Here is a 22,011-nt window from a genome sequence, read left to right on the forward strand (position 1 = left end):
GTCTCCACGAACTCCAGCGGGCCGAAACCGGTCTCGAGCTTTGCCCGCGTCGACCGGCCACCGGCTTCCAACCAGCGCATGACCAGCCCCTTGCCGTCCTCGGATTTCTTCAGGCACTCCAGCGTCACGGCGGGCCGGTCGGCGGACAGCCACGAGGTCGTGGCCCCAGCTACGGAACTACCGGGTCTCAGCAGCAGCGGGAAGTTGAGGGCGAGCGCTTCCTGAATCACGCCGCCGGCGAGGGTGGCCCCTGCATGCGGGAACAGGCTGAAGGTCCGCCGGTGCACGCCGCGGTCGGCGGTGGGATCGGGGGCGCTTGCCGACTTCAGCAAGGTTAGCCGGACCCGGCTCTCCAGCACGTCGCAGCCGAAGATGCCGTCGTTCAGCAGCGCCACCCCGGCATCCGCTTCACAAAGGTCAATCCATCGCTGGACCGGGATCTCGAAGCGCGCGGCATCCCAGCTGGTATTGCGGTGATTCGGCCGCCGGACATGGCCGGACTGGATCTCGCAGACCGAGTGATCGGTCTGCACCGCCAGCGGGAACGAGACCTTGAGAACCCGGTCGCGCTCCTGCCAGTCGATCTCGGTGTCGAAGTCGAGGCGCGCGCTGCCGGCGCGGAGCACGACCTTCTGGGTGATCCGGGATTGACCGAAGTTCCGTTCGAAGCGGAGCACCGCCCGCAGCGGCCCGCTTTCCTCCAGCGTCCCGGTGCCGGTGCTCCCGACGATCTCCTGGTCTTCCATCGCCGAGGCCTCGATGTCCCAGGCGCTCCAGCGGTTCGGGTAGTCGCGGAGCAGGTGGAACTCGTTGGCCGGTCCGGCCAGCATCTCGCGGTCGAGCGCGAGCTCGCGGCACGAGGTGACCACCCCGTTGCCGCCGATCTCCACCGCCACCAAGCCGTTTTCCAGCCGCCAGCCGTCGTTTGATTCGACCACCGTCACGCCCGCCAGGTCGCCGGGCAGCTCTGCTAACAGATCCAGCGCGCGGCAGCCGCAGGACGGGGCCTCGGTCCAGACCGGCTTGCCTTGGTATTCGGTGACCTCCCGACGGGCCTGGGCCAGCGTGTTGAAGACCGTGACGCGGCCGGGATTCGCGTTCGTCTCGAGCAGGCGCTTCATCCCGGCCTCGCGGACCGTCAGGGCGATGGTCTCGATCACCTCGTAGTCGCGGCGGCTTTCTTCATAGACGCGGTGGATCGACGATCCCGGCAGGATGTCGTGGAATTGGTTCAGGAGCAGAAGCTTCCACGCCCGGTCCAGGGCTTTCGCGGTCGGCGATGAATCCTTGGCGGGGGAATGGCCGGGGACATCCCACACCGTTCGCTCGGGGCAGGGGTCGTTCGCCAGCAGTTCGCCCGGTGCGACGAGCGCGGCGATGGCGTCGAAGAACTCGGCGTCGCGCAGCAGCAGCTCGCAGCGGCGGTTCATGAGCTTGTTGTGGGCCTGGCTGGTGTAGGTGCCGCGGTGGAGTTCCAGGTAAAGCTCGCCGCGCCACACCGGGGCGTCGTCGATGTCCGCTTCCGCCGAGTCGAAGAACCCGTCGACGGTGCCGAACTCGACCCGCGGCATGCCCTCGAAGTTGTTCCAACGGCGGATCCGCTCGATCATCTCCACCGTCGGCCCGCCGCCGCCGTCGCCGTAACCGTAGGGCATCAGCGATCGCGACGCCCGGTCTTTCTGCGCGAACTGGCGCTCCGCCTTCACCAGTTCGGCGGCCTGGACCCTCGCGTTGTAGGTGTCGACCGGCGGGAAGTGGCTGAACACGCGGGTGCCGTCGATGCCTTCCCAGTGGAAGGTGTGGTGCGGAAAGCGGTTGGTGTCGTTCCACGAGATCTTCTGGGTGAGGAAGCGGTCGACCCCGGCCTTGCGCAGGATCTGCGGCAGGGCGGCGGAGTAGCCGAAGACGTCCGGCAGCCACAGCTCGCGGTTGGTCACGCAGAACTCCTCCTCGAAGAAGCGCTTGCCGTGGACGAGCTGCCTCACCAGCGACTCGCCGGACGGGACGTTGCAGTCGGGTTCGACCCACATGCTGCCCATCGGTTCCCACTGGCCGCGCTTCACCGCCTCGCGGATGCCTTCGTAGATGGTCGGGTAATGCTCCCTCATCCACAAGTACTGCACCGGCTGGGAGCAGCTGAAGCGGTAGTCCGGGTGATCCTTCATGTAGGCCAGCGCGGTGGAAAAGGTGCGGGCGCACTTGCGGATCGTTTCGCGCAGCGGCCAGCACCACGCGGTGTCGATGTGGGCGTGGCCGGTGGCGGTGATGGTGTGCACCGTGTCGCCGTTCTTCGCGGCGAGGACGGGGGCGAGGACCGCACGGGCAGCAGGAACCCAGGCCGCGCTTCCGCGTTCCATGAGCCGGCAGGCCTGGTCGAGCGCCCGCCTCAGCCGCGCCCGCCGTGTGCCGTCCTGCGGCAGCTCGAACATCGCCTCGCGGCAGACCCGGAAATCCATCAGCAGCGAGAAGACCTCCTCGTCGCGGACCGCCAGCCGCGCCTCGCGGACGCGGAACAGGCGCGCTTCGGGATCGCAGCGGGTGCCGTCGTCCCAGTGCCACTCCGACTTCGGGTTGGCCGAGGCCTCGACCAGGAAGTCGACGGTTTCACTACCCCTCGCGGCGCCGAGCAGCGGCACCGCCTTGCGATGGCGGCTCAGGGCGATCACCGGCTTGCCGTCCATCCAGACCTGGCCCTCGCGGCCGAAGCCCTCCTCGTCCTCGAAGCTCAGGTCGACCAGCGCCACCACCTGCCTGCCGGTCCAGGCCTCGGGGACGGTGCCTTGGAAGCGGAACCACGCCGTGCCCCATTCCTTGCCCCATTCCGCGCCTTCCGCGACCGGGGAAAACTCCATCGCCGCCGCTTCGTCGTGGCCGACCGGTTCGCCGGGAGCCTCCCAGCAGGTGATCCCGAGCGGCCGCTTCTCGGGGTGGAGGAGGGGCAGGATGAAGCGGTCCTCGGCGAGTTGGATGCGGGTTTCGATCTTGAGCTGCGTTTCCACGGATACGTTGGTTGGGGCGATGACGGGTAGGGTACGTACCGCGGTGCCCGCGGGTTGTGAAAAAAGCTCGGTTCAATTCAGGACCGGCACAAGCGGCGAGGACATCCGCTGTCCGGATCCGGCCTCCCCGAATGGATAGACCGTGGGCGCTGCCGTGGATTCCTGTCGATGCACGGGTCGATTGCCCGCAGCGTCGAAGAGCCCATGAAACTTCTCTCCACCATCCTGATCGGCTTGTTTGCGCTTCCCCGCCTCTCCGCCGAGGCATTGCCGGAGCTGGCGGGCCACGACTTCTTCTACGCCGGCGAGGCGAAAACGCAGGATCTCTACATCGTGCGGAAGGGCGAGATCGTCTGGTCCCACCACAACCCGGGGAGCCGCGGCGAGATCAGCGACGCGGTGCTGTTGTCGAACGGCAACGTCCTCTACGCCCACCAGTACGGCATCACCCTGATGGATGCCGGCAAGAAGGTGCTGTGGCGCTACGAAACCCCGGAGGGTTGTGAAACCCACACCGCGCGGCCGATCGGCACGGAGCGGGTGGTCTTCCTCGAGAACGGCCGCAAGCCGCGCTGCGTCGTGGTGAACGTGAAAACCGGCAAGACCGAGCGCGAGTTCCCGCTGGAGGTGGGCAATCCGCAAGGGGTGCACGGCCAGTTCCGCCATGCCGAGCTTACCACCGCCGGGACCTTGCTGGTCGCCCACATGGACCACGGCAAGGTCGCCGAGTACGACGAGCACGGGAAGGAGCTGTGGAGCGTCGCGTTCCCCGGCCCGTGGTCGGCGTCGCGCCTGCCGGATGGCAACACGCTGATCACCGCGACCAAATTGATCCGCGAGGTCGACCCGGCCGGCAAGACGGTGTGGGAATGCACGCCCGCCGATCTTCCGGGGCTCGACATCCGCAGCTTCCAGATTTCCACCCGGCTGCCCAACGGCAGCACGCTGATCAACAATTGGGTGAACTCCTGGAGCGAGTCGCTCGATCCCGACAAGGTCCCCGAGCAGGCCTACGAGATCACCCCGGACAAGAAGGTGGTGTGGAAGCTGGATGCCTGGAAGGAGCCCGCGAACCTCGGTCCCTCGACGACCATCCAGCTTCTCGACAAGCCGGACGCGCCCGAGGCCCGCCACTTCGGCGGGTTCCGCTGAGGCGCTCCGGCGGCAAGGTTATTCCGGAGCCGCTTCCGTCCGGATGACGAGCTCCTTGCCGCGGGCGAGCTCGGCGTGGTCGACGAAATAGCCGTCGATCTTTTCCCCGTCGTAGTCGATCCCGCCGAGCTTCCGACCTTTGCCTTCGCGGCGGATGGTCAGGGTCGATTCCGGGTTCATCCGGAGCTGCACCCGGTCGAACAGCGGGGCGCTGACGATGTAGTCGTCGTCGGCCGGCGAGTAGGGATAGAGCCCGATCGCGGCGTAGACGTACCACGCCGACATTTCGCCGGCGTCGTCCATGCCGCACAGGGTCTTGCCGCCGTCCATGCCGTAGAACCGCTCCATGATTTCATCCAGGATCGCCTGCGATTTCTCCGGCTTGCCGATGAAGTGATAGAGCCACGGGAAGCTGTGGTCGGGCTGGTTGCCGTGGCAGTACTGGCCGATGAAGCTGTTGATGTTCATCGCGATGTGGTCCGGCTCCCACGGCAGGGTGAACAGCCGGTCGAGCTGCGCCTCGAAGTCGTCCTTGCCCTTGTAGAGCGCGATCAAGCCTTCGGTGTCGTGTGGGGCGAAGAAGGTCGACTGCCAGGCGTTGGCCTCGCGGTACATGTACTCGTAGTAGGGGAATTTCGGATCGAAGGGCGTCACCCAGCCGCCGTCCTCCAGGCGGCCGCGCATCAGGCCGGTCTCCGCGTCGAAGACATTGCGGAAGTTCCGCGAGCGCTTCATGAAAAGCTCGCGGTTCGCCTCGTCGCCGAGCTCCCCGGCCATGAGCGCCACCGCGTAGTCGTCGTAGGCGTATTCGAGCGTCTTGGTCACCCCGGCCTTGGCCTTGGTTTCGACCCGCGGGTGCTCGACCGGAGGCGTCGAAACGTAGCCCTTGGCGATGTACTCGTCGAGGTGGGGGCGGGCCCGGCGCGACTCGACCGTCGCGTTCTTGAGCAGCAGTTCATAGGCGGACTTCACGTCGTAGCCGCGGAGCCCGCGCAGGTAGGATCCGGAAATGAAGGGCGCGGCGTGGTCACCGTGGAAGAAGGTCGGCATGAAGCCGCTGCACTGGCCGACATCGATCATCGACTGGATCACGTCGTTGGTCACCTCCGGCTCGAGCGTGCCTAACAGCACCAGCTTGTTGCGGTAATCGTCCCACAGCGATGGCGTGGTGTAGTAGCGGAAGTCCTTGCGCACGACCTGGCGGTTCTGGTTGGTGAACTCGCCGTTCACGTCGCTGCGCAGCACCGGCCACAGGAAGGAGCGGTAGAGGCAGGAGTAGAACATCCCCTGTTGCTTGTCGGTGCCGCCCTCGACGCGAATCTTCGACAGCAGGGTCTCCCAGGTGTCGGACGCTTCCTTGCGGACGCCGGCGAAGTCCTTGCCATCGAGTTCCTTCTCCAGGTTCAGCTTCGCGTTTTCCGTGCTGACGAAGGAGAGCCCGATGCGGATTTCCAGCGGCTCGCCGGCGTCCTCGAAATCGACGACCGAAATCGAGCGCCGTCCCTTCGGGTTGAGGGAGCGGATGGCGGTGATCTTGTGGTTGGCGACGGCGTGGAAGTAGACCTTCTCGTGGGCGTTCTGGAAGCCCTTGAAGGCGTGGTCGCCGTCCTGGTCGATCTTCCAGTCCCGGACCCGCTCGTTCGACACCGCGAGGTCGACGACCAGCTTCTTGGCGGCTTTTTCCGGGAAGGTGTAGCGGTGGATGCCGCCGCGCAGGGTGGTGGTGAACTCGGCGTTGATGCCGTGGCGCTTCAGCAGGACCTGGTAGTAGCCGGGTGATGCCGATTCCTGGTCGTGGCTGAAGGTCGAACTGAAGTCGTCCGGATCGACCTCGCCGGCCACCGGCATGATCGGGATGTAGCAGAGGTTCCAGTGGCCCTTGTTGGTGTGGGCGAAGGCTTGGATGGTGTCGTCCTCGTACTCGTAGCCGGCACCACTGCCGAACTTGGTGATCGGGCTGAGCTGGACCATGCCGTTCGGCATCGACGCGCCCGGGAAGGTGAGGCCGGCCCACACCCGCCAAGGCGGCTTGAAGCCGATGTCCTCAACCTTGGTGAGGGGGGCGGTTCCGAGGAAAGGGTCGACGCGGTCGACCAGTCGCGTTTCCGCGCCGGTGGACAGGGAGCCGAGTGCGAGCAGGAGGAGAAGCCGTTTCATGATCGTGTCGGAGTGCGCCCGGGAGTGCCGCCGGGCGGGAGCGCCCCCGCTACGGCCGGGGCTTCCGGGGTTTATCCGATCGAACCCGGTTTCTACCACTTCGGGTAGCCGGAATCGCTTCTTGCGCGACGCAGTCAATCCCGCGCGGCGGCGGGGATCGGCGAAGCGGGGGACTTGCCGTCGGTCATCCGGATCCGGCGGATCAGGCCCTCGTTGTCGTAGTCGACTTTCTCGACGGCAATCTTCCGGCCGCCGCGCATCGGCGGCTCCTTGCGGGAGGTCTCCCAGCGGTGATAGACGATGAACCACTGCTTGGTGACCGGATTCTCGACGAAGGAATGATGGCCGGGACCCTGGTGGGTGTCATCGCTTTCGAGGATCGCGCCACGGTAGGTCCAGGGGCCGGTTGGCGACGGCGCGGTGCAGTAGTGGACGCTGTACGAGGAGTCGTTCCACTTGCCGTGGCTGTAGGAAAGGTAACAGGTCTTCCCGCGGCGGTGCATGAAGGCGCCTTCGGTGAACTTGGGCGGTTGCTCGATCGCGACCTCGCGCTTGAAGGAGATCATGTCGTCCGCCATTTCAAAGACGCGGAGCGTGGCGCCGGCACTGCCGCCGGCGTAGAACCAGGCCTTGCCGTCAGAGGGGTCGACGAAAACCATCGGGTCGATCGCCTCGAAGCCGTCGCCCCCGGTGAGCAGCGGCTTGCCGGAATCCTTGAAGGGGCCGGCCGGCGAATTGCCCACGGCCACGCCGATGCGGCTCGGCGTCGGGTTCTGCGGGCCGACGGAGTAGTAGAAGTAAGCCTTGCGGTTCTTGACCGCCAGGGCCGGGGCCCACGCCGCGTGGCGCGGTGCGCCGTCGTCCTTGATCCACGGGATCTTGTCGAGTTCCAGGATGGTGCCCTCGCGCCGCCAGCTGCGCAGGTCGGTCGAGCGGTAGGCGGCGAAGACCGGCCGGCGGCTGCGGGCCTCGGTCGGATACATCCAGTAGTCGCGGCCGATGACGATCGCATGCGGGTCCGCGCCTTCGGCCACCGGGTTGGCGGCGAGGGGCAGGGGGGAAACAAGGAGTGCGATCAGCAAGCGGCCGGACATGTGCCACCCCTACGGCGGCAAGGGGGCGAGGTCTTGCGAAATCGGCCGCGGTTGACGCAGCGTCTCAGCCCGCGGTCAGCGAGTGCCGGGCGTCGTCGAACTGCGGCAGGCGCTGGAATCCACCCCGCACCTCGCGCAACAGCACGCCGAGGTGGCGGCGGCGGCTGGCCCCGGTGGCGGGGTCGTGCCAGAGGCGCATGAGGACGCGTTCGAGCCGGCGGTCGCCGCGTTCGCACTCGCGCGGCAGGGTTTCTTCCGAGTCCGGGGCGCGGCGGTCGACCAGGGTCATCCACAGTTGCTGGAAACCGGCTTCCCAGGTCAGCCGCAGGTCCGGCGTGCCGCCTTCGTTTTCGATCAGGCGGGCGATCCGGTTTGCCTGCGACTCGCGTTCTTCGGTGAGTGCCAGGCAGAGTTCTTTCAACCTCGCGCTGCGGGCGATGCCGGTGGCGTGGCGGTAGGAGTTGGCCGACTCGAGGGCGCGGGTCAGGGCGAGCTGGAGGGTGGCGGTCGAAGCCGGGGTCGGCAGGCGGAGTTCGATCATGCCGCCACTTTCGCAAGCGCCATGCCACCGCGGGTTTCCAGGGAAAGTCGCGGATTGTCAGGGATTTGCCGCAGCAACGCGGCAAACGGGCCGAAGCGCTTGCGGCAATCTGCACCGCAGGCCTTGGCGCATTGCAATCCGGCCGCCGCGGATCACGGGTTGCGTGCGGACTCGTCGCGGGTCGGCCGGTCGGCCGCCTGCCAGGTGCCGGCGTCCCGCCGGAAGGTGAAGTGCGCGTCTTCCGCGAAGCGCGTGGCGGCGAAGCGGTGGCGGGTGATGTCGAGCCGGTCGCCGGACCACTCGATCACATGGAATCCCTGCGGCTCGCCTTGCAAGCGGGTCGAACAAACGGTCGCGGCTTGGGAGACCACGGTGTGCCAGCCGGCACCGGCGGGAAGGGCCGCCAGGTGGGAACGGTGGAAATGACCGCACAGCACCAGGTCCACTTGCTGCCGGGCGATCAAAGAGAGCAGCTCGGGCAGCGGCTTCACGACTTCCCGATCATGCTCAGGTGGCCCGAGCAGAGGATGGTGGAGCATCAGGACGCGAAGGCCGGTCTCCTGCGCCGCGAGGCGTTCTTCGGCGCGGGCCAGCGTTTCCCGGCTGAGCCGGCCCTCCGACCAGTTGGCATGGAACCCGAAGGCCTGGTTGCTGTTCATGCCCACGGCGTGGATTCCCCGCGCCCGCAGTTCCGGCTCGAGCTCGTGACCGAAGCTGCCGCGGTAGCGGTGGAAGGGCCGGAAGAAGCGGTCGAAGGGCTGGTTCAAGGCAGGGATGTCGTGGTTTCCGGGGATCACCAGCTGCGGCTGCGGGAGCTTGCCGACGAAGGCCCGGGCGGCGCGCAGTTCGGCCCGCCGGGCCCGCATCGTGAGATCGCCGCTGACGAAGGTGAAATCCGGTGCAAGCGAGCGCGCGGTCTCGATGAAGCGATCCGCCACAAGCGGATCCGCCGCACCGAAATGGGGATCGGAGAGATGGAGGAGGCGGATCATGAGGGGTCGGCTCCGGCGAGGGTTTCGGCGGTGGTGAGGACTTTCAAGTGGCCGGGCCGGATCTCAAGTTGGAGCGGGAAGGGCAGCCGGGTGATCTCGCCGTCGATCATCACCGGGCACTGCTTGCGGCGGCCGCCGCGGAGCTCCAGCCGCGGCGACTCGACCAAGGTCAGCTCGGGGTTCTCCTCCTGGCGGCCGAAGATGTAGTCGAGCATGGCGCGGACGGCGGTGGCGGCGCTTTTTTGCCGGCCGATGTAGGCGGTCAGCTGGCCGGACCGGAAGCCGGTGCGCGCCGGGACGATCCCGGTTGTCGCGGCGTAGCGGCCGGGAACAAAAGCGGAGAATTTGGTGCGAGTGGAGCCCGATGCGTCGTCGCCTTGCCAGCTGAGGTCGATCGCCCGCGAGCGGGCGAAGGTTGCGGGCAGCCGCGTGACCAGCTTGAGGGCCTTGCGCCACCAGTAGCCGCCGTGGTCGCGCTTCTCGAAGGCCCGGGCGAACTCCGGGTAGAAGCCGATGATGGTGGTGCACAGGCAGCTGTGCCCGTTGACGTCGAGGACATCGATGCGGTGGGCTTCGGCCTTGGCCAGGAAACGCGCGGCGTCCTCGAGGTCGAGGGGCACGCCGAGATCGCGGGCCGCTAGGTTGAAAGTGCCGAGGGGCAGGATCCCGAGCGCGATGTCGGATCCCCCGAGCTGGCGGGCGGCGGCCGACACCGTGCCGTCCCCCCCGGCGGCGATCACCGCGTCGGGCCGGTCGGCCAGTGCCTGCCGGATGGCAGGCTCGAGGAAGCGAGGTTCGATCAGGCGGGACTCGATCTCGTGTCCTTCGGCTTGGAAGATCTCCTCCACCTTGCGGCAGAGGTTGCGGGGGTCGGTGCCCCGGTCATTGCCGCCGGACCGGCGGTTGAGCAGGAGAAGGAAGCGTGCCATGGGTCCCTTCTCCTAACAGTCGTCGTGCCTTCTCCCGGAATGGCTGCAAGCGGCGCATTCCCAAGGACCGGCGGATCTGCGGTTGAATTGGCACCGTGCGAATTACCCGTTGTCACGGCCGGATCGTGCACGATGCACAAGCTGAAGCTCCCGGTGGAAGCGCCGTTCGCCGTTCCCGTGGGGAAAGAGTGCTTGAAAGTGAGAAGCTTGCCTTCCCCGGCTGCGGGTTGGTTCGGCGACTGCGAAGAGGGTGGCGATGAACAATCCATTGAACTTCCGCTTTTGCCTCCGCCTTTCCAAGCACCGCCGCCGGGCTCCTTGGCCCATGGTCGCGGGCTGTCTGATCTTCGGCTTCGGTGCCCTCGGTCTCAGTTCCTGCGGCACCGCCCGCGGCCTCGGGAGCGACATCGAGCGCGCCGGCGAGGAAATCCAGGAGCACGTGCCGAACTGAAGCCAGCGCACGAAAAAGCCCGCCTCAATCTCTCCGGTTGGGCGGGCTTTTTTCATGTCGCGGGGATCAGTCGAGGAAGCTGCGCAGCATCCACGCCGCGGCCTCGTGATCCTGCAGCAGGCCGGTGAGGAAGTCGGCCGTGCCCGCGTCGCCGGCTTCCTCAAGCGCGTCGACGGCCTTGCGGACCTCGCGCGCCGCAGCCTCGTGATCGTCGAGCAAGCCCGTGATCGCCCGTTCTCCGTCGATCAGTTCGCCGGGAGCTTCTTCCAAGGTGGCGAGCGCCAGTTGCTCCTTCATCGATCCGGGGCTGGCTGCACCGAGCATGCGGATGCGCTCGGCCGTCTTGTCGATCGCCAGCGCCAGCGCGTCGTACTGCTCCTCGAAGAAGGCATGGAGGGTGTGGAAGCGGTGGCCGGTGAGATTCCAGTGATAGTTCCGCGTCTTCAAATACAGCACATGCTGGTCGGCGAGGATGCACGACAGCAGGCGGACCGACTGGCCGCGGACTTCGGGTTCGAGGCCGATGTGGACCGATTCGGGAGCGGAAGACTTGCGTGTGGCTTGTTTGTTCATAGCTGCGTTCCTTCTAGCAATGCCTGCGCCGGTGTTGCCGGTCGGCGAGGCAAGTGTCTGATCGTCAGTGGAATGGATTTGATTTCGGCATCCGGGGAGGCCGCGGGGCAACCGGCCAATATAGGCGTTTTGCACGATCGCGCCAAGGGAGGAAACCGCGGCCACTTGCCTCGCGGCGGCGATGCGTCCACTCTATCCGGATGGCAGTCGACCCCCTCGCAAGCATCACCGCCGGCTTCCGTTCCTGGCGTCACGTTCCCTTTGCCGACCGCGCCGACGGGCTACTGCGGGCGGCGGAATTGTTAGAGAACGGCCGGGACGAATTCGCCCGGATCATGGCGGCGGAGATGGGCAAGCCGGTGGCCGAGGGCCGCTCGGAAGCCGCGAAGTGCGCGACTGCTTGCCGTCACTATGCGAAGCACGGCGAGGAGATGCTGGCCCCGGTTGCCCAGGGCGAGGCGACCCTCCTCCACCAGCCGCTCGGGCCGGTGCTGGCGATCATGCCGTGGAATTTCCCTTTCTGGCAGGTGTTCCGATTCGCCGCGCCGGCGCTCATGGCCGGCAACACCGTCCTGCTCAAGCACGCGTCGAATGTCCCGCGCTGCGCCCGGGCGATCGCCGGACTGGTGGCCGGGGCCTTCGGGCGCGACGACCTGTTGCAGGCGGTTTTCGTCTCCGGCAAGGAGGTCGAGCCCCTGATCGCCGACCCGCGGATCCGGGCCGTGACCTTCACCGGCAGCACCGGGGCCGGGCGCGAGGTCGCCGCGGTGGCGGGCCGGCACCTGAAGAAGTCCGTCCTGGAGCTCGGCGGCAGCGACCCCTACCTGGTCCTCGACGATGCCGATGTGGCGAAGGCGGCCAAGGCCTGCGCCGCCGCGAGGATGGTGAACGCTGGCCAGAGCTGCATCGCGGGCAAACGCTTTCTGGTCGCCGCCGCGGTCCACGATGCATTCACCGCCCGCCTGATGGATGAGATGGCGGCCTGGGTGCCGGGCGACCCGCTGGATCCGGCGACGAAGCTCGGGCCTCTGGCCCGCGCTGACCTGCGCGACGAGCTCCATGCCCAGGTCGCGGCCAGCGTGGCGGCGGGCGCGAAGCCCCTGCTCGGCGGCTTCATCCCCTCGGATCCGGAACTACGGGAGAAGCCGTATTACCCCGCGACCGTGCTGTCGGAAGTCGCCCCGGGCATGCCGGTGTTCGACGAGGAAACCTTCGGGCCGGTCGCCGCGGTTGTGCGGGTGAAGGACGACGCGGAAGCAATAGAGCTCGCCAACCGCACGCCCTTCGGGCTCGGCGGCGCGGTCTTCAGCGCCGATCCCCGGCGGGCCCGCCGCGTGGCCGAAGCCATCGATAGCGGTGCGGTCGCCATCAACGCGCAGCTGGCCTCCGACGCGCGCTTCCCGTTCGGCGGGATCAAGGACAGCGGCTGGGGCCGCGAGCTCGGCCGCCACGGGATCCTCGAGTTCGTGAACGTGAAGACGATCCGGCTGTGACGGTGGCGAGGTCGCGCACCGTGACCTTGGAGTGCGGTGGCAGAGCGCAGCGCCGACACCGCTTTCGAGTCACCGCCGCGTGCCTCCCGCATCACTGGATACTGAATTGTCACGAGGTTCCGCAGCAATGACGTTCAGGATCCGCCTCCACGAAAAGCTGAAGCCACCCGCCCCAAAGCGCCGTCGCCGTTCGCAAGCGGCCTCTGCCGGCGCACTCCAAAGTACCTTGGAGTGCGGAGGCAGAGCGCAGCGCCGACACCGCTTTCGAAGCACCGATGCGCGCCATCGGATCAGAAGCGGCCGGATCGCCACGAGGGTCCGCAGCAATGTCGTTCAGGATCCGCCTCCACGAAAGGCCGAAGCCACCCGTCCCAATGCTCCGTCGCCGGCCGCGAGCGGACTCTGCCGGCGCACTCCAAGGACTGGCAGCGCCAGCCGGGCCGGGAAGACCGGAAGGAAATCGTCCCGATCCCGCCGCGATTTGATCCTTGCCAGCCCGCGAAAAGCCGCCAGTCTCCGCGCCCCCGCCGTTGCGGGTAGTGCGATCCAGGAGGCCTGTTGGTTGTGGTTTCCAGGATCATCCGTCCTTGAAACCACCTGACCACGAACATGGAAACACCTCCATTCTCCGAACTCGGCCTGCCCGCCGAACTCCTCGCCGCCGTTGAAGCCCTCGGCTTCGAACGCCCCTCGCCGATCCAGGCGAAGGCGATCCCGGTCGCGCTCAGCGGCCGCGACATCCTCGGCCTGTCCCACACCGGCTCCGGCAAGACCGCCGCGTTCACGCTGCCGCTGCTCGCCAATCTCGATTTCGCCAAGCGCTACCCGCAGGCGCTGATCCTCTGCCCGACCCGCGAACTCGCGGTGCAGGTCTGCGAGGAAGTCCACCGCCTCGGTTCCAAGCTCGGCCAGCTCCGCGCCATCCCGGTCTACGGTGGCGCGCCGATGGACCGCCAGCTGCGCGCGCTGCGCGACGGCGTCCACGTCGTGGTTGGCACGCCCGGCCGGGTCATGGACCACCTGCGTCGCGGCTCCTTCGATGTCAGTGGGATCAAGACGGTGGTGCTCGACGAGGCCGACCGCATGCTCGACCTCGGCTTCCGCGAGGAAATGGAGGAGCTGCTCGCCGCGATGCCCGCCGAGCGCCAGACGATGTTCTTTTCCGCGACCATGAGCCGCGGCGTCACCCACCTGATCGGCAAGTTCGGCCAGGATCCGGAGACGGTCCAGATCGAGCAGAAGGCCAAGACGGTCTCGACCATCGACCAGTGCTGCTACGAAGTACGGCAACGCTCGAAAGTCGAGGTGCTGTCGCGCCTGCTCGACATGGAGCAGTCCCGCCTGGCCATCGTCTTCTGCAACACCAAGCGCGCCGTCGACGAGTGCACCGAGGCGCTGCTCGCCCGCGGCTACACCGCCGACCGGCTGCACGGCGACATCACCCAGCAGATGCGCGAGCGGGTGCTGAACCGCTTCCGCGACGGCAGCATCGAGCTGCTTGTCGCCACCGATGTCGCCGCCCGCGGCCTGGACGTGGAGAACATCGACGTCGTCTTCAACTACGACCTGCCCCAGGACCCGGAAGACTACGTCCACCGCATCGGCCGCACCGGCCGCGCCGGTCGCAGCGGCCGCGCGGTGAGCTTCGTCTTCGGCCGCGAGATCCACCGGCTGGAGATGATCGAGCGCTACACCCGGCAGCCGATCCGCCGCGAGCGCGTGCCGACCCAGGAGATGGTCGAGGGCCGCATCGCCGACCTGTTCTTCGACCAGATCAAGGATCGCCTCGAGAAGGGCGAGTTCGAGTCGCACGAGAGCCAGATGGACCGCCTGTTGGAGCAGGGCTTCACGCCGACCGACATTGCCGGGGTGCTGATCACCATGCTCAAGGAATCATCGGGCCGCGAATTCGGCGAGATCGCCGAGGACCGCGAGATTCCCGGCCAGCGGGGTCGCCGCGACCGCCGCGAGCCGCGGGAATTCCGCGAGCGTGAACCGCGTGCCCCGCGCGAGCGCCGCGACGGTCCGCACGACAACGCCGACATGGTCCCGCTGTTCTTCTCGCTGGGGAAATTCCACGGCGTGAAGGTCGGCGAGATCATCGGCATGCTCTACGGCGAGGCCGGCCTGCCGGACGGCGCCGTCGGCCACGTCAAGCTCTTCGCCAAGCACAGCCGCATCGACGTCCGTGCCGACTGCGCCGAGCGCCTGATCCAGGTGTCGAAAGGCGCCAACCTGCGCGGCAAGAACTTCATCCTCGATTACGACCGCGGCCCCCGTCACTGAGATAGGAGGCAGCGGGGTCGCATCGGCGGATCTCGCGACTCATCGCAAAGGACGAAACATCGAGGATGCCTGCGATGATGCGGAGGCTCTGGCCTTGGCGATGAAGCTGGCCGGTGAAGCGGCGTCTTCCAAGGACGAGGTGATTTCAGGCCACGGGATGGTTGCGCTCCGTGTACATCGGAATTGGGTCCACAGAACCCGGCGCTTCGAAGATCCGAGAGATCAGGGGGAGCGGATCAGAACGCCACGGGTTCCGTGGCCAAGGATCCTGCCTGAAAAGGATTGATCCTAAGGATCTCCAAGCCTTGCTTCGGACGATCGAAGGACCCATCGCAAACTCGCTCCGGGGTTGCGATGGGGGTAAACTAATTCTGTTAGCTTGAAAACGAATCGGCCAAAATCAGTGATCGCTACCGTGGCTCTTTTTGGGCTGCCGTTTGCGCTGTATATTGGAGCATGGAACTGGTTCTACCACGATCAGCCCCCGCCGAGTCCGTACTATCCAAGTGCTACGCCCTTTTCTTCGGGGGTTCAAAAGTCAGAATTACGTCAGAATGTTGACCGTTTCAGCTATTTCCTTTTCACCCCGCTGCGTCAGCGTAAGTGTTCGATCGAACGGCGCGACATTCAGGCGGCTTCATGGGAAAGTTGCGAGGGGAATTGGGAAGCATCGGTGCCCGTGGACGGAGGACGTTTCCAGCTGAAGTTCAGAATTGAAGGAGGTAATGTCGTTTTCGATCAAGCGGCACACTGGCCTGAACTGAGCGGACACACCTTCGCGCTTCAGAACCACGAGGGAGAGGGCGTGCTATGCTTCCTGACCGAACTCGGTGAGATCTGTATCCAAACACCAGCTGCGTTGATGTTCGATGGGGGATCTCCGGATGTAATGTATTTGAGAACATTCAAATTCAAGGGATGGGACGAGAAGGACCTCGAGTTAAAGCGAGCAAACAACTAGATCTAGCAACTCGGTGGGGATCGACGTGCTGCGGCTGACAGTTTCGCTTGTTTCCCTCCCGCCGGGTTCGGGGTATCCGTGGTTGGCGCGTAGTGCAGCTGGCGCGTCTCACCTTTGAAGTTCGCCCAAAAATGAAGTGGTTCGCATTCGCAGGATTGATGGCCGCGCTAACCGGCTGTCAGAAGGAACGACAAATGAAGATCGAGTCCAACGGGTATCGGCTGGAAGTCGTGAGGGAGTACGCCGGGATCACACTCTATTTGGACGGTGACTACTTGCCGCCATCTGCGGAACGTCGTCCGACAGAGGAAGAGTTTCACGCGGCGCACGAAGTGATCGTCCGGCACTTGAATCACGTGGGTAAGGCTACCGAGAATTCGAAAGAATACGAAGGTGCCGATTTCACATTGAATCGGTATTTCGACCCTCGGGCCGCTATCAACGTCGTGGCCGACCTTCATTCCCCCCGGGTAATCGACGCTCTGATTGCGGCACAGCAGGAGCTGAAGGGAGCTTTTGCCATCAACCTGGATTCCCACCCTGCCTACGTATCGGTAGTTCCCGATGGCAGGGTGATTGGATACGCCGGCGAAGGTGACCGGCATAAGGAGGGCACAAAGATTCTTCAGGACTACGGCTTCGACACGAAATCCAACGGCGAACCCCAAGCCGCGCCATCCGACGGCGACAAGCCGTCAATTTGAATCCGGGCTCCCATGGCGCTGCCGGACCCGCAGGGCGCAAGTCGAAGCTCTGTACGACAAGGGAATCAACATCAACGATCTGGTGGAGTACGCAGTTGATCCCGACATTTGCATCAAGTTCCTCGCCTACTACAACCAAGAGAGTGTACGAGAACGATAGGCCATGCAGGTCGAGGCATTCGCGCGATTGGTCCGCCCGGATCTTTCCCGTGACCAGACTCCTCAACCTCCGGAGAATGCGAGGCTGCCGTCAGGCGGTGGGTGTGCTTTGATGTTTGGGAGAAAATGAAGAACAAGGGTTGCCTGATCGCCTCCATCGCGCTCCTCGGGATTGGCGTGGTGCTCGCGGTTGCCATCAAAAGGGCGCTCACACCATGGAGTCTGGCAGACAAGGACCCGGAGAAGATGCTGCGGATGTTCGTGGTCGATCCTCCGATGGGGTCGATTTCGGACATCGACGCACGTGGAGTGATTGCCTTTGCCGGTGGGAACGCCCTCATAGAATTTCGGATCGACCCCCGGGACGTCGACAAGCTCCTTGAACAAGGTCGGTTTGAGAAGGCCGATGAGCACGCTCCCCGGTGGATCAAGGAGTTTGTGCCCGATCCGGGTCCGGAAGACGTAGTACGGTATGTCCGCGTGAACGAAGGAAGGATGACGGAGACCGCTTTATTCGTGGCACCAGGTCGTGATCGGGTGTGGTTCCGTGAAATCCGATTCTAGCAGCCCGTCAGGTCTTTGATGGCGAATGCGAAACAAAGCAGTGATTGCCACGTTCAAGAGGTCTCGACACCCCGGGTGCTACGGCTTCCGCATCCGGAAGGAGTTCCGGACACACCCGGACTCCCACCTGTTTCCTTCGATGAAATGAAGCATGAGGTTTCCCAGGCGGCTTTGAAGGTCCGGATGAATCGTGTCCGGGACTGGTACACCGGAGTTTCTCCCGCGCTGGCCATCCGCCTCCTGGTTCTCCCGGTCATGTTAAGCGTCATCGATTTCTCGGTGACCTTGTCCTTCCAGCCTCCGGAATATTGGGACGGCGACCGGGCTGCCTTGGTCGAAGCCAATCCAATCGCGCGATGGGTCTTGATGGCTCATCCACTCCTCATTGTGCCGGCAATGTTGGCCTGGTATGCCTTGGTGTTTCCTCTTGTTTTCCAGACGCCCGCAAGAATCGGGCTCAGGGTGATCGCGGCCCATCTGCTCGCCTACCCGATTTCGATTTCAGGCTGGCTGGTGCGCATGTGCAAGGACGGTTGGGGGTGGGTGGCTCTCCTTGTCATCTCCGTGGCGATTCTGACCATCGGCATCTTGTGGCCGTTCCGGAGGCAGTGGAATTCCCCGGTCAGAATCCATCGTTAGGGACGGGAGTTCCAAGACCGGAATCAAGGGGGGCGAAGCCGACTCATTCAGCGGCCAGCGTGCCCGGTGGTGAAGATAATCTAACTTTGACTGTGATTGATGCTGGCGCCGCCGGTGAAGCACCGGATAGGCTCCCGGATCAGCTTGAAATCATGAAACCAATCGCAGCGATTCTTTGCCTCCTGATCGTCGGGTGCTCCACCGCCTCCCTTGAACGCGGAGGGTGGGTGACGCCGAGGCCACAGACGAGCCGGTCGATGTCAGTCGAAGGAGGTGGATTCACGATGGCAACGGGGCAGAAATCGATGGAGCTTTTCGTGAGCGTGAAGGTGTCGTCGGTCCCTGCCGGTGCCAATTTCCTCCGGGTGCAGTTCCCCGACCCGGCGACCAAGGAACCGAGGGACACAAGAACCCTGAAGTTGGACGGGCCAAAGGAGTACAAGGCCTCTTCAAGTCCGATGTCGAAGTTGAAGTATCTGGATGCCTACCCGGTTGTGATCCAGCTTTGTTCCGATCGCAATGGAACTCAGGTGGTCGAGCAGATTACCCAGCCCGTACGGTTCGAGCTGCCTCCTGCAATGCAAGCGCAGCTGGGGGTCAACCAGTGACCGCGGCTTCCAACAACGGGCTCGATCAACGGACATGAAGATGAAATGCAATCTCCCCATGGCTCTGGCCCTGTCCTTGGTAGTTCTCCTGTCGTCGCCGTCGCTTGCGGAGCAACCTGAGACCCCGGGGCGCGCAAAGGCTGTCGAAGCGCTGAGAGCATTGGAAACGGAGACGGGTTTGGGCGCGGACGAATTGTTGCCGGCGATCACGCTCTGCTCGCGACTGGTCCAATCGCTTGGTTCGAAAACTGAGGACGGCACGTTGAGCGGGAAAGAAATCCCGGATGCAAGGAAGAGCATCTCGAGGCGGTTCGAACAGATCAGCCGGGATTTCGACGGAAGGGCTGCATTGGGAGTCATGGCGCTCGGCCTGCTCAACAGCGGGAGGGATGAAGAGCTGAAAGACTTCCTTCGGGGCGAGGTGGCAACCCGTTACGAGCTTCAGCCCGATGATCCGGATCCTTCGGCGGTCTCTTTCAAGAAGGCGGCAGAGCATGTCGCGAAAAGCGATCCGATATTGAAGGCTCTCCTCGAGGGTCAGGGTAAGCCAACTGCACCCGAAAAACAGGAGAAGGCAAGATAGCGCCCGATGCCGTGGTTGCTCCGGATCTTTCACCGCAGCCTTGGTGGCCCGTGGATAAGCTGCTAGGTCCAGGAAATATGTTCGGGGCATTTCGCGAAGAGTTTGGTGAAGGCATTGGAGCCGCCGGGGATTCCGATCTCACTTTCGTCCAGTCGCTCGAAGATCGGGCGAAGGGCATTGCCGGATTGCTCGGGTCCGCTGGCGGGGCAACTTTCAGAAGCGGACTTTACCGCTTGTTCGCTCCGGGGGAGATGGAGACGTGGACGAACCATGTGGTCGCGACCTTTCCCGAATATCGGGGGAGCATCGCCTGCTTCGGCTATGATTGGCTGGGCCGCGTGTTCGCGCTGGACCAACGGAACGACGAGGAGCAATGGCAGATCCTCATGATCGAGCCCGGGGCCGGGGAAGCGATGAAGATTCCCGCTTCCTTTGCCGAGTTTCACAACGTTGAACTCGTCGAGTATGCCGCCGACGCGCTGGCGGAGCCGTTTTTCGAGGAGTGGGTGGCGTCCGGAGGTGCCGCGCCCCGGAGACTCGAGTGCGTCGCCTACAAGGTTCCGTTGTTCCTCGGCGGGGAAGATGTCATCGGGAATCTCGAGATGTCCGACATGGAAGTGTACTGGCACCTTTGCGGTGAACTGCGCCGATCCATTCGCGAAGGGAGAAATGTCGCCGGAGGGTGAGCTTTCGTCGGACCCTGGCGACTTTTCCCCGGGGAACGTCGCGATGGGTTCCTTTGACGGATTCGCCAGTGATCCGTACCGATTCGGCAAGCGCGGCGGATGCAGCGAAACCTAGCGACGGAGAGGGGGTTCCGGGGAAAAGTTCTGCTCCGCCGATGAAGATGTTTCCCTTCCTCCTGCTCGTGGCCGGCCTGGTGCTGCCGGTGTCCGCCGACGACCTGCGCACCTGGGTGTCGAACGACGGCCGGCCGATCGAGGGGAGCTACCTGCGGGCGAATTCCGAGGGCGTGGTGATCCGGCGCAAGGGCGGCAAGGAGCTGTCGATCCCGCTGAAGTTCCTGAGCGCTGCCGACCGGGACTTCGTGGCTGCCAAGGTCGCGGCCGCTTCCCCGGCAGCGGAAGAACCGGAAGCGAGGCAATACCTGAAGTACCAGCTCTCCGGCGGCTCGGAGAATTGGCCGGAGGATCGCCGGAAGCGGATCGTCGAAGCGATGGACGCCGCGGTGGCGTTCTACAACCAGCACGGCGTCTTCAAGAAGTCGGTCACGGCCAACAACAGCCCCGGCACGCCGACGGCCGACGCCAACTATGACGGCTGGATCAACTTCGGCGGCAGCATCAACCGACGCACGGCGCTGCACGAGATCAGCCACACCCTGGGGATCGGCACCCACGGCAACTGGCAGGCGAACATCAAGGACGGGCTGTGGACCGGCAAGCACGCGCTCGAACAGCTGCGCGAGTTCGACGGCAAGGACGCGGTGCTGCACTGCGACCGCATGCACTTCTGGCCCTACGGGCTGAATTTCGACAACGAGTCGAGCAAGGAGAACGATGTCCGCCACGTCCTGATGGTGGCGGCGATGCGGAAGGACATGGGGATTGATTGAGCATCCGCTTGCATGCCCCGCGGCATCGCGCATGAATGTCCTCATGCCCGAAAGACCGAAGATTTCCCGGCTGGCCGCGTTGCCGTTGTTGTTGCTGGCCGCGTCCTGCGGGTCGCTGCAGTCGAACGCCGGCCGTTCGATGGAGCGGCGGCCGCAGGCCAGCGATCCGGTGACCGGCAACGGCCAGCTGGCGGCCAGCGGCTTCCGGGCGACGGCGGTGGCGGCGGTCCGCCAGCCGGTGACGACCCTGCGCAGCGGGCTCGCGGTGATGTGGCACCGGCCGCGGGAGGTGGTCAGTGGCAATCTCCCGGTGAGCTTCGAGTTCGGCGACCGCCCGGAGGAAGTGCCGGGGACCGAGGCGTTCGAGGTCCTGCTCGACGGCGAGGGATTGCGCCGCCGCGAGTCGGGACGGATCTCGCTGCTGGTCGACGGGCGGGAGTTCTTCGGCGAGCTCGACCGCCAGCTGGCGGCCGCGCGGAGCTCGGTGGAGATGCAGTTTTTCATCTACGACAACGACGACGTCGCGGTGCGCTATTCGGACGAGCTGAAGCGGCGTTCCGCGGAGGTCTCGGTCAAGGTCTTGTACGACGACCTTGGTAGTGCCTTCGCCCACACCGCGGCCCCTGAAACGCTCGGCCCTCCCGGGTTCGAGCCGCCGGGGGACATCCGGCGGTATCTCCGCGACGGCTCCCGGGTCCGCGTCCGGCGTTCGCTCAACCCCTGGCTGGTGTGCGATCACACCAAGCTGCTCGTTTTCGACCGCCGCACCGCGATCCTCGGGGGCATGAACATGGGCCGCGAGTACTATTCCGAGTGGCACGACCTGATGGTGAAGGTCGAGGGGCCGGTGGTCGGGACGCTGGCCCGGGAATTCAACAATGCCTGGCGCAAGGCGGGTCCGTGGGGCGACTTTTCCTTCCTGACGCCGCCGGGAAACATCCACAGCCCCGACCCGGTGGCGGGCGGCATCCCGCTGCGGGTCCTCTGCACCGATGCGGCCCGGGGCAAGACCGAGGTGATGGACGCGACCCTGCTCGCCATCCGTGCGGCGCGCAAGCGGGTCTGGATCCAGAACCCGTACTTCGCCCACGACGAAACCGCGATCGAGCTCGCCGCGGCCGCCCGGCGCGGGGTCGACGTGCGGGTGATCCTGCCGGCGCGCGGCGACTCGACGATCATGGATGCCGGCAACCTCGGCACCGCCCGGGGGCTGATCGAGGCCGGGGCCAAGATCTACCGCTATCCGAAGATGACCCACATGAAGGCGATGATTTGCGACGGCTGGGCGCAGATCGGCTCGGCGAACCTCGACGTCCTGAGCATGCGGATCAACCGCGAGTTGAACATCGCGTTCTCCGATCCCGCAGCCGTCGGCCAGCTGGAGCGCCGGGTGTTCCAGCCCGACTTCCGGGTCTCGCAGCGCATCGCCCTCGAGGAAACTTCGTCGCCGGTGGCGCCGCTCGCCGAATCGATCGCGGACCAGCTCTGAGCTGAAGCGAGGCGGACGGTACATATGTTTTGCAGGAGATCCGGCGTTCTGCTATCGGCCG

20 protein-coding genes are annotated in these 22,011 nt (G+C 65.2%); 13 read left to right on the forward strand and 7 right to left on the reverse strand.

Features of this window, described 5'->3' with window-relative positions; translation table 11 throughout:
• Window positions 1–2,999 (reverse strand): glycoside hydrolase family 38 N-terminal domain-containing protein (locus IG178_RS16630; protein WP_193213700.1); only part of this gene is annotated, 2,999 nt, incomplete at its 3' end.
• Window positions 3,000–3,203: 204 nt separating this feature from the next.
• On the opposite strand from IG178_RS16630, the gene IG178_RS16635 reads away from it, so the two are divergent.
• Window positions 3,204–4,151 carry a beta-propeller domain-containing protein gene (locus IG178_RS16635; RefSeq protein WP_193213701.1) on the forward strand — a complete coding sequence of 316 codons (948 nt, stop codon included), beginning with the start codon at window positions 3,204–3,206 and terminating at the stop codon, window positions 4,149–4,151.
• 18 nt (window positions 4,152–4,169) lie between these two features.
• Here the strand turns inward: IG178_RS16635 and IG178_RS16640 are convergent, their stop codons facing one another.
• The 5 genes from IG178_RS16640 to IG178_RS16660 form a co-directional block, all read right to left on the reverse strand.
• Window positions 4,170–6,308: a GH92 family glycosyl hydrolase gene (locus tag IG178_RS16640; RefSeq protein ID WP_193213702.1), complete on the reverse strand. Its 2,139-nt coding sequence runs from the start codon at window positions 6,306–6,308 to the stop codon at window positions 4,170–4,172.
• Window positions 6,309–6,442: 134 nt separating this feature from the next.
• Window positions 6,443–7,402 carry a family 43 glycosylhydrolase gene (locus IG178_RS16645; RefSeq protein WP_193213703.1) on the reverse strand — a complete coding sequence of 320 codons (960 nt, stop codon included), beginning with the start codon at window positions 7,400–7,402 and terminating at the stop codon, window positions 6,443–6,445.
• 64 nt (window positions 7,403–7,466) lie between these two features.
• On the reverse strand, window positions 7,467–7,943 hold the full coding sequence (locus IG178_RS16650) for a DUF2383 domain-containing protein (protein ID WP_193213704.1): 477 nt from the start codon (window positions 7,941–7,943) through the stop codon (window positions 7,467–7,469).
• Window positions 7,944–8,095: 152 nt separating this feature from the next.
• Complete coding sequence (locus IG178_RS16655) at window positions 8,096–8,935, reverse strand: metallophosphoesterase family protein (protein WP_193213705.1); 840 nt, start codon at window positions 8,933–8,935, stop codon at window positions 8,096–8,098.
• Window positions 8,932–9,864, reverse strand: a complete 933-nt coding sequence (locus tag IG178_RS16660) for a diacylglycerol/lipid kinase family protein (RefSeq protein ID WP_193213706.1) — start codon at window positions 9,862–9,864, stop codon at window positions 8,932–8,934. Before IG178_RS16660 ends, IG178_RS16655 begins: the two co-directional genes overlap by 4 nt.
• Before the next feature lie 256 nt (window positions 9,865–10,120).
• Between IG178_RS16660 and IG178_RS16665 the strand changes: the two genes are divergently transcribed.
• On the forward strand, window positions 10,121–10,315 hold the full coding sequence (locus IG178_RS16665) for an entericidin (protein WP_193213728.1): 195 nt from the start codon (window positions 10,121–10,123) through the stop codon (window positions 10,313–10,315).
• 66 nt (window positions 10,316–10,381) lie between these two features.
• Here the strand turns inward: IG178_RS16665 and IG178_RS16670 are convergent, their stop codons facing one another.
• Window positions 10,382–10,888: a Dps family protein gene (locus IG178_RS16670; protein WP_193213707.1), complete on the reverse strand. Its 507-nt coding sequence runs from the start codon at window positions 10,886–10,888 to the stop codon at window positions 10,382–10,384.
• Window positions 10,889–11,088: 200 nt separating this feature from the next.
• On the opposite strand from IG178_RS16670, the gene IG178_RS16675 reads away from it, so the two are divergent.
• The 11 genes from IG178_RS16675 to IG178_RS16725 all read left to right on the forward strand — a co-directional run bounded on the left by IG178_RS16675 (window position 11,089) and on the right by IG178_RS16725 (window position 21,950).
• Entirely contained in the window at window positions 11,089–12,381 is a 1,293-nt protein-coding gene (locus tag IG178_RS16675) for an NAD-dependent succinate-semialdehyde dehydrogenase (protein WP_193213708.1), read from the forward strand.
• Between the two features lie 609 nt (window positions 12,382–12,990).
• Complete coding sequence (locus IG178_RS16680) at window positions 12,991–14,667, forward strand: DEAD/DEAH box helicase (RefSeq protein ID WP_193213709.1); 1,677 nt, start codon at window positions 12,991–12,993, stop codon at window positions 14,665–14,667.
• A 379-nt stretch (window positions 14,668–15,046) separates the two neighbouring features.
• The gene (locus IG178_RS16685; RefSeq protein ID WP_193213710.1) at window positions 15,047–15,628 is read left to right on the forward strand and encodes a hypothetical protein; all 582 of its coding nucleotides are present in this window, start codon (window positions 15,047–15,049) and stop codon (window positions 15,626–15,628) included.
• A gap of 131 nt (window positions 15,629–15,759) precedes the next feature.
• Window positions 15,760–16,332, forward strand: coding sequence for a hypothetical protein (locus tag IG178_RS16690; protein WP_193213711.1), 573 nt, complete (start codon window positions 15,760–15,762; stop codon window positions 16,330–16,332).
• A 285-nt stretch (window positions 16,333–16,617) separates the two neighbouring features.
• Window positions 16,618–17,055, forward strand: coding sequence for a hypothetical protein (locus IG178_RS16695; RefSeq protein WP_193213712.1), 438 nt, complete (start codon window positions 16,618–16,620; stop codon window positions 17,053–17,055).
• A gap of 144 nt (window positions 17,056–17,199) precedes the next feature.
• Entirely contained in the window at window positions 17,200–17,694 is a 495-nt protein-coding gene (locus IG178_RS16700; protein ID WP_226895515.1) for a hypothetical protein, read from the forward strand.
• A gap of 257 nt (window positions 17,695–17,951) precedes the next feature.
• Window positions 17,952–18,302 carry a hypothetical protein gene (locus tag IG178_RS16705; protein WP_193213714.1) on the forward strand — a complete coding sequence of 117 codons (351 nt, stop codon included), beginning with the start codon at window positions 17,952–17,954 and terminating at the stop codon, window positions 18,300–18,302.
• A 58-nt stretch (window positions 18,303–18,360) separates the two neighbouring features.
• The gene (locus IG178_RS16710; RefSeq protein ID WP_226895516.1) at window positions 18,361–18,885 is read left to right on the forward strand and encodes a hypothetical protein; all 525 of its coding nucleotides are present in this window, start codon (window positions 18,361–18,363) and stop codon (window positions 18,883–18,885) included.
• Between the two features lie 251 nt (window positions 18,886–19,136).
• Window positions 19,137–19,571, forward strand: a complete 435-nt coding sequence (locus IG178_RS16715) for a T6SS immunity protein Tdi1 domain-containing protein (RefSeq protein WP_193213716.1) — start codon at window positions 19,137–19,139, stop codon at window positions 19,569–19,571.
• A gap of 155 nt (window positions 19,572–19,726) precedes the next feature.
• On the forward strand, window positions 19,727–20,461 hold the full coding sequence (locus IG178_RS16720) for a hypothetical protein (protein ID WP_193213717.1): 735 nt from the start codon (window positions 19,727–19,729) through the stop codon (window positions 20,459–20,461).
• Between the two features lie 43 nt (window positions 20,462–20,504).
• Window positions 20,505–21,950, forward strand: coding sequence for a phospholipase D-like domain-containing protein (locus tag IG178_RS16725; RefSeq protein ID WP_193213718.1), 1,446 nt, complete (start codon window positions 20,505–20,507; stop codon window positions 21,948–21,950).
• Window positions 21,951–22,011 lie beyond the last annotated feature (61 nt).

The organism is Neoluteolibacter marinus, from assembly GCF_014904755.1.
GTDB classification, from domain to species: domain Bacteria; phylum Verrucomicrobiota; class Verrucomicrobiia; order Verrucomicrobiales; family Akkermansiaceae; genus Haloferula; species Haloferula marina.